Annotated in this window: 12 protein-coding genes and 1 pseudogene; 5 read left to right on the top strand and 8 right to left on the bottom strand. The window is 43.6% G+C overall.

Features of this window, described 5'->3' with window-relative positions; genetic code table 11:
- Positions 1-348: 348 nt before the first annotated feature.
- Positions 349-1,878 carry a DUF3612 domain-containing protein gene (locus MZ182_RS00445; protein WP_011787507.1) on the bottom strand — a complete coding sequence of 510 codons (1,530 nt, stop codon included), beginning with the start codon at positions 1,876-1,878 and terminating at the stop codon, positions 349-351.
- 253 nt (positions 1,879-2,131) lie between these two features.
- On the opposite strand from MZ182_RS00445, the gene MZ182_RS00440 reads away from it, so the two are divergent.
- The gene (locus MZ182_RS00440; RefSeq protein ID WP_248067702.1) at positions 2,132-2,692 is read left to right on the top strand and encodes a malate synthase; all 561 of its coding nucleotides are present in this window, start codon (positions 2,132-2,134) and stop codon (positions 2,690-2,692) included.
- 287 nt (positions 2,693-2,979) lie between these two features.
- Positions 2,980-3,930, top strand: a complete 951-nt coding sequence (locus MZ182_RS00435) for a YeiH family protein (RefSeq protein ID WP_248067700.1) — start codon at positions 2,980-2,982, stop codon at positions 3,928-3,930.
- 20 nt (positions 3,931-3,950) lie between these two features.
- Here MZ182_RS00435 and MZ182_RS00430 read toward each other — a convergent pair whose 3' ends face one another.
- The 4 genes from MZ182_RS00430 to MZ182_RS00415 all read right to left on the bottom strand — a co-directional run bounded on the left by MZ182_RS00430 (position 3,951) and on the right by MZ182_RS00415 (position 7,875).
- A complete protein-coding gene (locus MZ182_RS00430) occupies positions 3,951-4,097 on the bottom strand; it encodes a hypothetical protein (protein ID WP_011787504.1) in 147 nt (48 codons plus the stop codon).
- A gap of 248 nt (positions 4,098-4,345) precedes the next feature.
- Positions 4,346-4,969 (bottom strand): paraquat-inducible protein A, encoded by a 624-nt coding sequence (locus MZ182_RS00425; RefSeq protein WP_248067697.1) that lies wholly within the window; start codon positions 4,967-4,969, stop codon positions 4,346-4,348.
- 104 nt (positions 4,970-5,073) lie between these two features.
- Positions 5,074-6,264, bottom strand: a complete 1,191-nt coding sequence (locus tag MZ182_RS00420; protein ID WP_248067694.1) for an HD-GYP domain-containing protein — start codon at positions 6,262-6,264, stop codon at positions 5,074-5,076.
- 264 nt (positions 6,265-6,528) lie between these two features.
- The gene (locus MZ182_RS00415; protein WP_248067691.1) at positions 6,529-7,875 is read right to left on the bottom strand and encodes an ATP-binding cassette domain-containing protein; all 1,347 of its coding nucleotides are present in this window, start codon (positions 7,873-7,875) and stop codon (positions 6,529-6,531) included.
- 624 nt (positions 7,876-8,499) lie between these two features.
- On the opposite strand from MZ182_RS00415, the gene MZ182_RS00410 reads away from it, so the two are divergent.
- Positions 8,500-9,858 carry an isochorismate synthase MenF gene (locus MZ182_RS00410; RefSeq protein WP_248067688.1) on the top strand — a complete coding sequence of 453 codons (1,359 nt, stop codon included), beginning with the start codon at positions 8,500-8,502 and terminating at the stop codon, positions 9,856-9,858.
- Positions 9,859-9,891: 33 nt separating this feature from the next.
- Here MZ182_RS00410 and MZ182_RS21330 read toward each other — a convergent pair.
- Positions 9,892-10,676 (bottom strand): annotated as a pseudogene (locus MZ182_RS21330) (ABC transporter substrate-binding protein).
- A 240-nt stretch (positions 10,677-10,916) separates the two neighbouring features.
- Between MZ182_RS21330 and MZ182_RS00395 the strand changes: the two are divergent.
- Positions 10,917-11,576 (top strand): 7-cyano-7-deazaguanine/7-aminomethyl-7-deazaguanine transporter, encoded by a 660-nt coding sequence (locus MZ182_RS00395; RefSeq protein WP_248067680.1) that lies wholly within the window; start codon positions 10,917-10,919, stop codon positions 11,574-11,576.
- 99 nt (positions 11,577-11,675) lie between these two features.
- A complete protein-coding gene (locus MZ182_RS00390; RefSeq protein WP_248067678.1) occupies positions 11,676-12,134 on the top strand; it encodes a GNAT family N-acetyltransferase in 459 nt (152 codons plus the stop codon).
- A 227-nt stretch (positions 12,135-12,361) separates the two neighbouring features.
- Here the strand turns inward: MZ182_RS00390 and MZ182_RS00385 are convergent, their stop codons facing one another.
- Both MZ182_RS00385 and MZ182_RS00380 read right to left on the bottom strand, forming a co-directional pair.
- Positions 12,362-14,485 (bottom strand): cache domain-containing protein, encoded by a 2,124-nt coding sequence (locus MZ182_RS00385; RefSeq protein ID WP_248067675.1) that lies wholly within the window; start codon positions 14,483-14,485, stop codon positions 12,362-12,364.
- A 1-nt stretch (position 14,486) separates the two neighbouring features.
- Positions 14,487-15,869 carry a sigma-54-dependent transcriptional regulator gene (locus tag MZ182_RS00380; protein ID WP_248067673.1) on the bottom strand — a complete coding sequence of 461 codons (1,383 nt, stop codon included), beginning with the start codon at positions 15,867-15,869 and terminating at the stop codon, positions 14,487-14,489.
- Between the last annotated feature and the right edge of the window lie 42 nt (positions 15,870-15,911).

Genomic DNA, 15,911 nt, shown 5'->3' with positions numbered 1-15,911 from the left:
TTGTACAACGTCATCTATCAAGGTACTGATTATTAAAATAAAAACCTTAATAGCCGCAAAAACATCCAGATGTTTAGATGGCTGTATAAGTTAAAGGAATGCGGATGCTAGTGCAATTGGTATTGCTATAAATGGATCTAAACAAAACAGACAAATTCATAAGGCATTGTTATTAAATGAAATACACTATTTAGTATATTTATCGTGAAAGGTTTTAATCTGATTAATGATAGAAAAGTAAGCCTTAGCTCCCTATAAATTTAAGCAATAGGAGAAAGCATAATTTCAATGCCACACTGAAAAGCGTGTATTGCGATATGATTGGGCTGAGCCAAAAACGATCTTAAATTAATCCTCACCACACTGGGACTTGCCAGTTTGATAGCAACTGGGTTGGCGAGGACACACTGCGCCGCGAGAGCAAATTAAGCGGGCATCATTTATAATCCCACGCTCAATCCAATTGATATTTAAGATCTTAGCAACGCTGACTAAATCACTTTTAATGTGTTTGGGGATCTTAACTGAACCACCGCTGGCAACGCAGGCATCCTTTAAATCGTGGGCAATAGATAAAGCATCCTTACCTTGGGCTTCAATTGCCGGATTTAAATCAATGCCGGCGCAGAGCACATGGGGATTACCCGCCGAATCTTCGACCTTAATCGACTCACAGCAGTAAATTCGTGGCTCATTGCCGACATTCAAAATTGAAATCTGTGCCGAAGTGCCCACCGTCGGCTCGCTGATCATCCTAAATACTGCCCAATGCTGGCAGGGATCTTCCACTAAACGCATATTGCCCCAAGGCAATGGAATACCATTGCCACGGTAAACCGCCTTTAGTTTTCCTGGTGCGTAAGCGTCGAAATAATGCCAATGGGGATAAGGAGAAACGACTGTCATGCGCCGCATGGCAACCGAAGCTGACACTTGTAGTTGCTTATGTACTTCAATCTCATAACCGTGGCGGTCGAGCAATTGGCGATAAGGTACTTTAGGGCACAATAGTGCACCCGCGAAAAAGCTCGATTCAAAGTCGCGCCACGCATGCAAAATATCCTGCGCATTAAGGGTATTGGACTGCATTCCGACCTCTTCATCAACCTCCAATTTGCGACCGGAAATCATTACGCTCTTTAAGCCGTCCTTATTGTGCAACACACAATGACCTATATGGGCGGCGAGATCATACTTGAGCCGACTGGGGCGATTTTTAAGCACTTTATTGACGTAAATGGTACTGGGCGGCTCGATATAGGAAGTCACTAATTGGCGTGAACTTCCGCCCACTTCATCAATCACCTCCTGTGGAGCACTATCTATCCATTTGATTTTAAGACCCATTCCTTTAGCAATATCCAGCATGTCCTCCAATGACAATGGCATACGCTTAAGACCAACCTCTTCGGCAGCCCGCTCAAGATCGGGAAAATGGTTTTGATGATGTTCCTGATGGGCTCGGATCAGTAAATGGGCAAATTGCCGACCTGATATCCCCGTTTGTGACAGCATCTCAGGAATTGCAATTTGCAAAATATCATTTGAAAACAAAAAGCTGGGTTCGAGCGCCATACCACTAATACCACCTCGGCGGCCTTTGTCTGGCGTAATGGCGCTTTCTTCAGGCGCATCATCAAGGAACCAATCAACCTCTTTTTGAAAAACTGCGGCAATGACAGCCAACATGGCAGCACTTGGCACACGCTTTCCGCGTTCGATCATCGACAAATATGACACAGAAGGCGCACTACCCGCATCGACTCTAATACAACGAGCAGACAAATCTTCCATCGTTAAGTTATTACGTTTCCGTAGGTTACGTATTTTCGTCCCGAGGAAGTGTGATTTTCTCATTAAGCTCTGGTCATTGCGCATTTTGTAAAATTCACATTGTAAAATTTTTATTGTGAAATTGTAGTCAAAAAAAGACTAGACTACAAATCAAGCAATCAAGGAAAGGCTAATGCGAACAAGCTAAGCCATTCCGATGTAAGAAATGCTTAACCACTCACACTTGAAGTGGGCAAGTACTCAAAGTGGACAAACTAAATTGAAGACAAACTTCGATAGGCCAAAAGTTAAATCAAAACCCTAAATGTTTAAATTGAAAGAGTCAGAGGAACGAGCGATGAATATGTCAATTATCAAGAGCAACCAGATCCAATCGAATCTAAACAGTCTCATCGCAGAAGAAGTATTTGCCGTGGCCCAAGTGAATGTTGCAGAACACGAGAAGATCGCCAACGCAAAACAGTTTCTTGACCGAGTGTTTCCGCTCAACTCTGGCTCACATCAAGATGTCAGTAGCTATGTCGTCTACTACCAACATCTCTTAGCATTTTTTGCCGATGGCAGTCACAGTGGTTTACGTCAGCCAAAACAATTTGTCGCCTTTGGTGGAACGAAAGACTCACCCAGCGCCGTAGTGTTACAGGATCAAGGTTGCCATGTTGAGCTCAGTTTCGATCGCAATGGCATGATAGGTGCGAGAGACGTTGCCAATTTGGAAGATATCCAAATAGAAACGCCATTAAACATGGTAGGAACACCAGAGTCACGCTCAGCCGCATCACGCCATTGGCTAAGTCTGTTGCACGCAGGAATGTCCAGCGCCAACGACACGCTAGAGAAGCAATTCACAGCCAAAGATGGCAGTGATTACAGTTTGAAAAGTATAGTAAATTTATAAAATCATTCTTTATAATCTAGCTGTTACAATCTAGTAAAGGAGATGGACTGAGTTATGTTCATCTCCTCTGATTTACCTCTTTGCTCCTACGCCTCCCTCTTTAAGTCAATAAAACTGACTAGCAAGATAAGTTTAATTGATTTTATTGAAGCGAATACTCACCGCTATAATGCCCCCAAACATCTGCCTCCATAATTAATTGAAACTGAGAGTAATTTAATATCAGTTACTTAGCGTGAAGATTTATAGTGAGCATGATAAGACCGAATCGCTCCCCCTAAGGCGTTATGAATTTATTCTCGACATCACACCAATTTAACAAGCGCCATAGCATTATTTTCGTCTGTGTAGGCTTATTCTGTCTTACGCCTTTTATCTCATCGCCCATGGCGCTAGTGTTAGGTTTTACCTTAGCCAGCCTTGGCTGGGTACCAGTGCAATGGAATATCGCCGCGCTCACCAAAAAACTCCTGTCTTATTCGATCATCGGCTTAGGGTTTGGGATTAACTTAAACGCGGCGATAGAAACGAGCACCCACAACTTTGGCCTGATTGTAGGCTCAATCTTTTTTACCCTCAGCCTTGGTTTTCTGCTCACCCGAGCGCTGAAATTTGATCAGATTACAGGCCATTTAATTGCCTCTGGTACCGCTATTTGCGGTGGCAGCGCTATTGCTGCGGTGGCGCCGGCCATCAATGCACGTAATGATCAAACCGCAACTGCGTTAGCCTGTGTGTTTGTGCTGAACTCAATCGCGCTGTTTTTATTCCCCGCACTGGGTCACTTGCTCAATATGAGCCAATACGATTTTGGTGTGTGGAGCGCGATTGCCATCCACGATACCTCATCGGTTGTTGGCGCAGCTTCGGCCTACGGTGATGAGGCCTTAAAAACTGCAACGACGATTAAACTCGCTCGCGCCCTGTGGATTATCCCAATCGCATTAGCCAGTGCTATGCTGTTTGGGGGCGATAAGCGCAAACTTAGCCTGCCGTATTTTATCGGTTTTTATTGCTTAGCCATTGCTGTGGCACATTGGTTACCGCAATTCCATGCCATTTATGACACCTTATTTATGGTATCGAAACGAACATTAGTGCTGTGTTTGTTTTTGATTGGAGCAGGAATTACCGTACAAAAAATGCGGGCAAGTGGCCCCAAACCTTTGTTACTTGGGGTGATGCTATGGGCAGCAATTGGCATAACGTCTTTAGTGTATATACTGTATTTTCAATAAGTAAGAGTTAGTTCAACAACTTACTCTGCAGTAGGTTTTATGCGCCAAGCCCAGTAGAGGACGCCAACGAAGGCGGAGAATTCGATAAGTGAGCGCACGAGTCCAGTGGTTTGCGTCGAAGCGACCAAGGCAATCAGGCAAAACACGATAATCAGCCAGTTTTTCAATGGCATCTTCCTGCAAACTTAGGGGATGCTCATTATTGTTTAGAACTAAAAGCTCAGCCAATATCAATTTTCAATAACAAATAGCTATAACAGCTAAGCTTATCTTCCGCCTCTCTTATAATTTGGCACCACTGCTCTCACGACAAGATCTTGATGATGCTAAACCAATGTTCAGCACCGCTAGCCACTTTAAATCTGAGGCATACTGACTTTATCGCTAACGTTAGTCTGCCTTTACTTTAAAATATCTACAAAATTGGCGTTGGGCGACGCACTAAATAACCACTCAGGATCGATAAAATGCAGTAAGCGGTAAAGAAGTAAAAACCGTTTTCAAATTGCGCCTGGGTTTTTAACATTTCCCCCATGCCGCCAGAAGCATTTCCCGCCATAAACGTAATGATCAACGCCACCACAAACACATCGGCCATCGACCACTTGGCGAGCGCATTAACAAGGGCATTAACCCGCAGTTTCAGCCCAATAGAGCTAACACATTGCTGTGCTAACATTAAACTTAACTTCAACGCAGGAATGACCACGCTAAACAGCATGACTAATGCTGCGACCAATCGATTGCCAGTGGTGTAAAGCTCGGTCACTGTCCCCCATATACTGCGGGTTTTCTGCAGCACTTCGACTTCACCCTTAAGGCTGTTGAGCCCAAGTAAACTACTGACCATGTTTAGCATGCCGCGGGCATGGTCACGCCCCGCATCTTCATCAAACCTTTGGGTAACTTGTTCTATGCCTTGCTCGGCAAGCTTAGCTTTATCGATACTGCCGCTAATGCTCAAAATAGGTTGAGTCACCCCAGGAACTAGCAATGCCAAGGATAAGAGAATAATGAAAATAGAGAATAACGGTTTCATAATACTGCCCAACAAGAGAGATGGGTTCAGTTTACGGTTTTTAACTCGATAACCACAACGCCAATCATAGATATGATTGGCAAGACATGATTAACTTTGATGATTTAATAGAAAGGAGTCGGATCGATATCCAAAGAGCTAGGTGAAACTCCACGCTCAATATTAAGCTCAGATTTTAGCAAATCCACCATAACAATATCCGTATAACGCTTGGATTTTAAAGAGTAAAAACATTTAACTATTGGATGTAACGCATCTCTATCTTTTGACGTCCAAACAATTCCCACACGACCATCCGACAATTCAACCAAGGACCCAACAGGATATACGCCGATACAACGGATAAACTCATAAACCAATTCTTGATCTAAATGAAATGGCGTGAGACTGAGTAAAATTTTAAAAGCGGCGGCCGGGCTCATGGCTTCTTTATAGCAACGTGTTGCCGTTAAAGCATCAAAAATATCGACGATACAACTCATACGACCGTGGAGAGGGATTTCATCGCCCTTCAATCCCCTTGGATATCCCCGACCATCTAACTTTTCGTGATGCATTAGGCAGATGTCTTTGCTCATCTGCGATAATCCTTTAGCTTCATTCATAATATCGAGTGCAAACACTTGATGCAGTTTCATGTGTTCGAACTCTTCTGGGGTCAGCTTGCCCGGTTTATGTAATACTTTATTATCGACCTTAATTTTGCCGATATCATGCAAAATACCGCCAATCGCCATTTCTCGCAGCATGGAACGATCAAGTTGTAAATATTTGCCAAACGTCACAAGTAAAAATGCCACATTGACAGAATGTTCGAGTAAATACGCATCCTTTGAACGCAGAGCAGACATGCATTTGAGTGCATCAGCATCTAATAAAGCCGACTCAATCATGCTGTCGGCAAGCGCGCCAAAAGGAGCCACTTCAATCGCTTTGCCTTCAAAGGTTTCTGACAATACTTTACGAATTAAATCTTTAGCTTCAGTAAGAAGAACCTTAGCCTGCGCTTGTTGTTTCTCTCGCGTGAGTGACGACTTTTTGGATTCTAACTGGTTATCCTGAGATGCCTTTTTCTTAAAACCACAATGATCGGCTGACCGTTCGGTATCGACCCAAACATACTTAATACCACTTTGAGTTAATCGAGCAATTGCATCCCTATGCTTGATTTGCCCAGCATTAGCAATAGCAAGTTGGCCTTGGTCATGTTTGTCTATTGCACTAACAAACATTCCTAATGTCAGTCGTGATACTGGCAACTTGATTAGGTCAACGGATTCGACCGACTCACTCATATCTGCAACCCCGAGAATGACTTAACTTAATTAAAGTACAGCAATGTCCACTCAATACGGACAGGCTTGGTTTACTTCCTTTGGTAGTATAGAACAAGCCTAGAACTCATTCTAAGCTGTGCATTAGAAAATCACCATGTACTTTATATACGAGTAGACTAAAGAATAACGGGAGGGAAATAACATAATGGTTATCATTGGTTAACACTTTAAAGCTTATCGTCCTGCTGAAGTGTCAAACATTCGAAACTATTCATTACCCATCTACATTGATTCCAACACCAATTGCCTATTACGCAAACACCATTGTCGTGAAACTGCATCATGTTTAATGTTTCTATGGCTACTGAGTAAAATGGCACTGCCTTGAGAGCTTAGACCTGTCAGCAGGTGCCAAACTTTACCGTAGTAATCTTTATCCATACCCGCTAAAGGGTCATCCAATAACAACACCCGAGGACGTAAACAAACAATGGATGCTAAGGCGATCAAGTGTTGTTGGCCGTAGGACAGTTTGTGGGGGGATAATTCTGCTAAAGAGGATAACGCTAGCTCATCTAATATTTGGATTGCGCGTTCCTTCGGAAGCTTAAATCGCTTTAAACGAAATTGCATCTCGGCTAGCACGCTGGTTTCAAACAGTTGTCGACTTGGTCTTTGCATTAATAAGCCAAGTTCTGCCCCATACACGCCGAGTTTTGGCCTTCTTCCTAACACTTTGATAGGTAGTCTTTGTCTTATATTAAGCACCCCGGCGAGGATTTTTAGTAGACTCGTTTTACCTGAAGCGTTATCGCCAACTAATGTCACAATCTCCCCTGACTGTAGTTGAAATCCCTGCGGGCAACTAAATAAAACAGGGTTATTATCGTAACCAAAATCAAACGCATCAGCCTTCACGAGTACTTTACCTAAGTGTTCTCGTTTACAGTAGTTTTGCCACTTAAATACCTCAACTTGCGCTGAATCAGTGGCAGGATAAATCCCTTCGGAGAGTTTGCCCCGCTCTAACTGCCAGTAATGCTGGATAATATCGGCAAAAGCATGGGCGTTATGTTCAACCAGCACCAACGCCATACCCTCTTGCAGTAAATTCCGCATAACCCCCAACAGTTCGCTTACACCATGATTATCAAGCTGTGCCCAAGGCTCATCGAGTAACAGCAAATGTGGTTCACATACCAGTTGGGAAGCGATCATCAGCCGATATTTTTGCCCAAGGGAAAGCGTACTCACTTGGGTATCAAGGCTCAGAAATAACCCGACTCGCCTCAATGCTAACTGCACTTTTGGCAGCATACTCTCGGCAGGAATACCAAGATTCTCCAATGCAAAGGCGACTTCTGCACCGACTGTTTGCCGAAGTAGTTGGAGTTGTGGATCCTGCATAACCAAACCTGTGACTAGCTCAGGGTGCCGCCAAATATCCCCCTCATGCGGACGAGTCAATACGCCCGCAAGGAGGTTTAGTAGGCTCGATTTACCCGACCCCGTAGGTCCACTCACACAATGGCATTGGCCAGTGCGAATGCTGAGGTTAACCTCCTGAAATATGGTAGTTAACTGACAACCATAGTTAAAGCTAACATCTTGAGTTTCTAGAAGTTTCATTTTAAACCTGCCAATTGATATCAATAGGATATTTAAACTCTTCTCACTACCACCTGATGACCTGATAGATGCAAATATCGTTACCATCCGCGGTTAAGCAGTGCCTAGGCTTGAACCTCTGTCAGTTAACCCACTACAACATTGTGAACATTTTTACCCGCTCAAAAAACAACACCCGAAAGAAGATATTCATGATCATCATATTATTGTTGTCATAGGTAAAAAATTAAGATGTATCGCCTATTGTGGGCAGAGATTGTGCCGCCTCAACTGAAAAATCATCAAAAGCCAACTCTGATCGACTAATTCAAACAAAAGGGGAAGGTGATTACGGTGACAAAAGACAAAATGTCTAGATAAGTTAGCTTTCACGACAAAAAGACCCATTTCAATCACATTTTTTATCGTCATAAAATGAGACTATGGCAAAAGTCACATGCTTAGGGCTTATATCTTGACACCTGCGGCAACGGCCTTTAATTTTAGCGAAAGATTCTTATTTACATACTCGAATTATCAAGATGTAAAGTACTTGAAAAAACGCATTAACTTGAGTCAAATTCACCGTTGCTAACAGCGTTATTTAGCCTTCACCTTTACAATTGATGACCCTTGGAGTTCTATTTGCCCGTTCATGCGCTGTCTAAAGACCTCAAGTCTCTTATCGACAAACTCATTCAACTGAAGCAAGTTTCGCCGACAGAACCGATAGTGCAGTTGTCCATAACAGCTGTCTCTATGCCTTTAATTTCATGGCTTGCCTCCCAGACTCAGTACCCACGTATCTACTGGCATGGACGCGATAGAATTGAAGAGGTCGCAGCAATCGGTGCCTGCAAAGATTTTAGATTTGAAACAGGTGTCGACGATCAACAACTCGCCATGGTATACCAACAACAACGGGCATTATCGACAAATCAAGATATTCGTTACTATGGTGGTGTCGCCTTTGATCGCACCATTGAATCTTGGCCAGAGTTTGGTAATAGCCGTTTTGTATTACCTCGTATCGAATTTAGGCGTAGTGGTACACATTTCAGTTTGAGAGTGAATCTGAACTTTGCCGATAATGCTCCCCATACTGAAATCGACAATGCTATTGCCGCTATCGAAGCCGTCATGCCAGCCAAGCCACTTGCCCCACCGACAAAGTTAGCGTTGTTAGGACGTAGCGACAGACCCGATTTTCAGCGCTGGAAAACATTAGTCGAACAAGTCGTTGACCCTAAATTTAATGCAGATACGCTAAAGGTAGTGCTATCACGACTCACTCAACTGGAAGTCAATGAACCCGTTGATCCTTGGATGGTGCTTGCCTGCTGGCAAGGTCGTAACCCCAACAGTTTTCAATTTGGATTTCAATTTAGCCCTGAACGCACCTTTATTTCCTGTTCGCCAGAGCGTTTATTTCGCCGGCGCCAACAGGAGTTGTTCACCGAAGCGCTAGCAGGAACAACGGTACGGGGTTTAAACCAAGAAGAAGATATAGCGCTGGCAAATGCCCTGCTCGAAGACAATAAAAATAGTGTTGAAAACCAACTTGTCCGCAGCCATATAGTTAATATGCTCACGCCGTTGAGCCATTATGTGGGTGCCGATGAACTGGCTACAATTTTTAAACTTAATCATATCCAACATTTACATAGAGCTATTCGCGCTGAACTCAAAGCTGGAGTGAACGATTTTCAACTGTTGCAAGCATTGCATCCCACACCTGCAGTCGGAGGATTACCTCGGCATTCAGCCATGAACTTTATTCGGCAGCGTGAAGGCTATATGCGCGGTTGGTATGCTGGCGCCTGTGGCTATTTCAATAAGTACGAGAGTGAATTTTCGGTCGCCATTCGTTGTACCCTGATTGAACCAGGTAGGATTAATCTATTTGCTGGTGCGGGAATTATCGCAGGCTCAGATCCTGAGGCCGAATGGCAGGAACTTGAGAATAAACTCGCCACCATTATGTCCATTCTTATCGAATTATAGCGCCCAATATTAAATCCTTTAGATATGAAGGTTTTAATTGTTGTTCGCCTTTAATTTTTCGATGGTTTCAAGGTAGAGCCTCTCTTGCTCCCCCGAATCAATTAAGCGCTTATGCTCACGATCAAAATGCTGTTTAAGCATCATGCCTTTGTCTGTATCAGCAAAAGCAAAATAGGCTTCAGCCTTAATAACTCCTTGAATAATATTAAAGTTATGAGGTGATTTAAGTCTTGGCACTAAAGCAAGAATATCTTTTTGGTAGTCTAAAACCGCATCAATACGACCCGCATTTAAACTGTTAAGCATTGTTAAGCATTGTTAAGCATTGTTAAGCATTGTTAAGCATTGTTAAGCATAGTGAGCATATTACTGCTTTCTTCGTAGTACATAGGTACTGACGTCAGCATGTTATAGCGATAAGCCAGCATAGCTTGCACTTTTTTATGGGATAAACTTTCAATCCCAACCCAGCTTGCCGCTATCTCAGGCGTAACGGCCGCATCGATAGAGTCGATTTCCACTGGATTATCGCTCAGCAAACTATGTTTAATATCGCCCGGATAAACACTGAGAGCCATATCGGCACGCTGGTGCTCGATAAGATAGAGTGTTCGAGCAAAAGGCATAAACTGCACATTAAGTTGCCATTGTGATGCAGGGAAAACCCGCTGAAGTATATCAAAGTAATAACCTGTCCCATCAGGATTAGCATAACCTTCCCAAGTAGAGGTCACCACATTGACCACCACAGGATTCGCAGCCGCGGCAGATGATAACGCAGCCAAGCATAAGTAAAATATGGCAAGAAATCGTTTCATCGCTTTCCTCCTTTGGCGTCTTAAAAGTGTAGGATAGTTTCGCATAGATAGCTCAAAACGTCCCGAGTCATCGTTTCATCTTCTAAATTGGTGAAAGATAATAAGTGAGCTTGCATCTTAAAAAGCGGCCACTATAATAGCGGCCCCGATTTCAGTAAGCTGTAATCGGTCAGCGTAAAAATAACAATTGAACATTAGCGGGTTCCCTCACCCCGCCCTACACAACTAAAAAGGCCACAAATGTTAATGTTAACTACAGCGCAGCTCCGCCGCGCCTTACTCCTATTAGTAGGATTCCATATACTGATTATTTGCGTCAGCAATTACTTAGTACAATTACCATTTCAGCTGTTTGGCTACCATACCACTTGGGGTGCATTTAGCTTTCCATTTGTGTATTTAGCGACCGATCTCACAGTACGCATTTTTGGCCAACAGGCCGCCCGAAATATCATCCTCAAGGCGATGATCCCTGCGTTGATGATTTCCTATGTAATGGGGGTGCTATTCCATCAAGGTAGTTTTCAAGGCGCTGATTCACTTGCACAATGGAACACATTTGTTTTCCGTATCGCGTTTGCGAGCTTTGCGGCTTATTTGATTGGCCAACAGATGGATATCACAGTATTTGCTCGCATACGAAAAAGTCGTTCTTGGTGGGTTGCGCCAGCGGCATCCACTCTAGTGGGTAATTTCGTCGATACTTTAGTCTTCTTTAGCGTGGCTTTTTACGCTTCATCCGATAGCTTTATGGCATCTCACTGGCCTGAAATTGCCACTGTCGATTACAGTTTTAAGCTACTCGTCAGCTTAGGACTATTTTTACCCGCCTATGGTGTTTTGCTCAAAGTCTTACAAGATAGGATTTTGCAAACCAGTCCGCAAAAATCACTTTCCTGATTAACTCAACTGGCCAGACCTGTTACAATTTAACCAGTTAATAGCTCAGCCTTACTCAGGTTTACACTTGAATAAGGCTGATTTTCATGAGAGATCATTATGTATTCTATTGAAATTAAAGCTGAGACAAAACTCACGTCTGAGCTAGCCATACAACTAATTGAACTCAGTCAGCAAATTCCTGAACTCAATCGCCCTCTTACACATGAAGTCTTGGCTGAACGACTAGACGGCAAAACCAGTTTAATTTTATTGGCTTTTGTTGAAGGAGAACTTGCAGGTTTCAAACTGGGTTATGAGCAAGAAGAAACGATATTTTACAGCTGGTTAGGTGGTGTAGCCTTAGACTTTCGCCGCCTAGGGCTAGCTCAAAGCCTCCTTGAATACCAAGAAACATGGGCACGTCGTCAAGGCTATAACCACATTCAAGTTAAGACGATGAACCGTTTCCCTGGAATGCTTAATTTATTGATAAATAATCGATATATGATTACAGAACTCAAAGCTGATCCTAAAAGTCTTATCGATCATAAATTACACCTCAGTAAGACGATCTAAATCGACGAGGCGTAAAGGCAATGTCTATTTTGTAAAGATCTGCTTTTTTTGGATAAATAACTTGCAAACACAATTGAGAATGATTATCGTTAACGTGCGTTCCAAAACTCATCTTTAACACCGATGACTGGTAATCTGAAGTTGTTAAAGTGCTCCTGAGTTTGCAAGCACGACATTGCTCACACACACTCTTTTGTGGCCGGACTCATCATCCGGCTTTTTTTTGCTTAAATTTCAGATCCAGAGAAATGTAATCCGTCATAGGGATTATTCTCCTGCTCTTCTTTCGCCTCATGGTATAAACCAATCGTAAATACTGTACCTTTACCTAAGGTTGAACTGACCTCTATTGTCCCACCAATTCGTTTTATAATTCCATAACTTAAAGAAAGCCCTAACCCAGTACCATCCTTACGGGTGGTATAAAATGGGTCAAAAATTCGACCCAATAACTCAGGCGCAATTCCAGAGCCTTCATCTTCAACCTCAATTTTAACGCCTATGGGCACATCTTGTTGCAACCAGTCGTAAGTCCTTACCCAAATACGACCTTTACCGTCCATTGCATGCGCTGCGTTTACCACCAAATTAATCAAGACCTGCAATAGCTGCGGTCGATTGACTTGCACAAGGCAAGTCGCACTCAACTCAGTGATCAAGATAATTTCTTGTTTTTTAATCGAATGACGAACCAGCACCATAGTCTCTTCAATAATGGGAGTAATAGACTGCATTTCTAGTGGCGCATTAAATTCACCGGGACGGCTGTACTGTAATAAGCTGCGAATAATGGTGCTGATACGCATCACTTGCTGGATGACTAAATCAATTTCTTCTTTAACGAGGTCCGCATTATCCCCAAGCTCGTAGCGCATTAGCTCCATATTACCGAGAATAACCGCGGTGGGATTATTAATTTCATGGGCTATGCCTGCGGTTAACTCACCGAGTGCGGTGAGTTTTTCGTTAGTCACAAGCTGCTGGCGGGTTTCATTTAGCAGTGCGACGTTACGTTCTAACTCTAAGGTTTTGTCCTGAAGACTACGGGTACGTTCTTCGACCTTCATCTCAAGCTGCTCAGCAGCAGATTGGATCTGTGCATTACGACGTTGCAATAAGTCGAGCATACGATCAAACTGCTCGGCCAAATTCGATAATTCGTTTTCTCTGTCCAAACCTAAGGCGCCGATACGAATATTGCGCCCAGACTGCACCGCCTGCACGACATGATGGATCCGTTCTATCGGTAGCAACAGGCTATAGGCTCCGCGATAAACCAGTAAACCTGATACGAGTAGCACCAACATCAGAATTGTGCCTAGCTCAATGATATTCAAAAGATAATTATGAATAAAGGGTGACTCAGAGAACCCTGTGTAGATCATGCCCACTCGCTGGCCTCGAATATCCTCCAAAGGCGCATAGGCAGAAATAAACCAATCATTGAACACAAAGGCACGATCCACCCATAGCTCACCACGATTGAGCACTTTCTCACGTACCTCCTCAGACACTAAACTACCTAAAGCTCGACCTTGCGTTTCATTGCCTTGAGGAAAAAAGTGCAACGGCACATTAGTAGAAATACGAATGTTATCTAGAAAAATGGTAACCGTACCAATTGAACGCTCAGGGAGCGTGCCTTTGTCGTATACCAAATCCCGAATATGATCAACGATGCGTGTATCGCGGTTAAATAAGATGCCACCATCCAAATACCAAGCAACCTTACCCGCTAAATCAGGTACTGGCAGTAAACTACGACTGAGTAAACCACGCCCTTCCACCCCTTTATCCGGATTTTGGGCCCGTAAGGTTGCAACAATGGGAATACTCGCGGTAACGGCTAGCTCAGGATCAATTCGTGCTAAACGCTCCGGCGATAACACCATCAGGCCAGAATAAGGCAATAGACCGCCCATTTTGGGTAAAATCAAGCGTAAATCGGGATCTGTCGCCGCCTCTGAGACACTGACTAAACGTAGATAATCGAGATTAAGCAGTTGTTTTTGTTCATTCAGAAAAGCATCAATATTGGCCCTATGATTCATTTCTCCGTTCAATATAGGGCGAAAATCATTTTGAAAAGTCCAAGATGTCATCACCTTTTCGAGCTGTTTTCCCTGACGAACTTGCACTTGTTGTAGGGTATTTTCAGCCACTGCTAAGTCAGCTTTTACCTTCATAAATAGCTGCTTACCTGTGTAACTAATGTTCCAGTAAATGGTGATAAAAACTAAACTCACCAGCGTCAGTAAAATAGGCAATAAGGTAAGGATTAATATGCGATAACGCACCTTGGCCTGCATTTGCTGCCAACTGACACCAAAAAAGTGAGTAAAGAAAGACACCCTAAGACTCCTGTTCGTCGCTTAAGCCAAACCACTCTTTATATTTACGATCTAAGGTTTTACGAGAAACACCTAAGTCTCTCGCTGCCGCAGATTTATTACCAGAATGTAAATCTACCACGCTGGTGACATGATGTTTTTCGACATCCTTTAATGGCCAATCTAAGGGATAACCTTGGGAAGCTGAAGATTCACTCTTTACCTGTTGTTTCCAATATTCCGCGGGGGGTTTACCAAGTAAAATACAACGCTCGATCATATTACGCAGCTCACGGATATTACCCGGCCATTCATGCTGTTGTAGCTTAACCATATCCTCATGGCTCCACACTACTTCCCTGACCCCAAGCTCAGCGGCAAGCTGACGAGTAAAGTGATGGGTTAGCTCAACGATATCCTCAGGGCGATCCCTTAACGGCGGAATTAAGATGTCGAGCACATTGAGTCGATAATACAAATCTCGACGGAAGTTCCCAGCATCAACCTCTTCCAAGAGGGTTCGGTTGGTTGCAGCAATAACCCGAACATCAATATTCACTTCTTTTTCACTGCCGACAGGTCGGATCGCTTTTTGCTCTAACACTCTAAGCAACGCTGTCTGCATTTTCAGTGGCATTTCACCTATTTCATCCAGAAAAATCGTCCCACCAGAGGCGAAACTAAATAACCCTTCTCGATTTCCCTTCGCCCCCGTAAATGCACCCGCAACATGGCCAAAGAGTTCACTCTCGAGCAACTCAGGGGCAATAGAGCCGCAGTTAACGGGTACAAATGGCCCTTGTCGGCCACTCAATAAATGCAGTTGTCTTGCGACGAGTTCTTTACCGGTACCTGATTCACCTTGTATAAGCACAACGGCATTAGTTGGAGCTACACGTTCTATCACATGTTTTACTGACTCCATGGCCTCGCTACTGCCAATAATGGTCGATGAATACCCAATAGATACCTCACGGCGCAGCATCAGATTTTCGCGCTTGAGTAAACGACGCTCAATGCAACGATCTACAGCCGCCATCATCTGATCAAGATGAAAAGGCTTCATAATAAAATCGGAAGCACCCGCCCGCAGCGCTGTGATTGCCACTTCCATATCGGCATAGCCCGTCATAAAGATAATATCCGAGCGACGCCCCTGCTCATCTAATGCCTCATGCCATTCAATACCAGAGCGCCCCGGCAAACGAATATCGACAATCAGCAAGTCGAAATGGCAGCGGCTACGTAATTGCTCCGCATCCTCAATACTGCCAGCGGTTTCGACTAAGGCAAACTTCTTCGAAAGGGCTTTATTTAAAAAACTTCGCATTCCAGGCTCATCGTCGACGATAAGCACTGATACGGCTAGAGGGAGAGGCTTGAGGTTTTTATCAATCTGGCTCATAGTGTTCGCTTCTGGACATTTTGACTCAATTGCGAGTAATTC

It is taken from the genome of Shewanella sp. JNE2 (assembly GCF_023159115.1).
In the GTDB taxonomy this organism is placed as follows: Bacteria; Pseudomonadota; Gammaproteobacteria; order Enterobacterales; family Shewanellaceae; genus Shewanella; species Shewanella putrefaciens.
This window is presented reverse-complemented; position numbering and strand designations above follow the sequence as displayed.

Coding starts and splice junctions, on each gene's coding strand:
- MZ182_RS00445 (WP_011787507.1), bottom strand. CDS start 1,878: ATGCGCAATGACCAGAGCTTAATGAGAAAATCACACTTCCTCGGGACG.
- MZ182_RS00440 (WP_248067702.1), top strand. CDS start 2,132: ATGAATATGTCAATTATCAAGAGCAACCAGATCCAATCGAATCTAAAC.
- MZ182_RS00435 (WP_248067700.1), top strand. CDS start 2,980: ATGAATTTATTCTCGACATCACACCAATTTAACAAGCGCCATAGCATT.
- MZ182_RS00425 (WP_248067697.1), bottom strand. CDS start 4,969: ATGAAACCGTTATTCTCTATTTTCATTATTCTCTTATCCTTGGCATTG.
- MZ182_RS00420 (WP_248067694.1), bottom strand. CDS start 6,264: ATGAGTGAGTCGGTCGAATCCGTTGACCTAATCAAGTTGCCAGTATCA.
- MZ182_RS00415 (WP_248067691.1), bottom strand. CDS start 7,875: ATGAAACTTCTAGAAACTCAAGATGTTAGCTTTAACTATGGTTGTCAG.
- MZ182_RS00395 (WP_248067680.1), top strand. CDS start 10,917: ATGTTAATGTTAACTACAGCGCAGCTCCGCCGCGCCTTACTCCTATTA.
- MZ182_RS00390 (WP_248067678.1), top strand. CDS start 11,676: ATGTATTCTATTGAAATTAAAGCTGAGACAAAACTCACGTCTGAGCTA.
- MZ182_RS00380 (WP_248067673.1), bottom strand. CDS start 15,869: ATGAGCCAGATTGATAAAAACCTCAAGCCTCTCCCTCTAGCCGTATCA.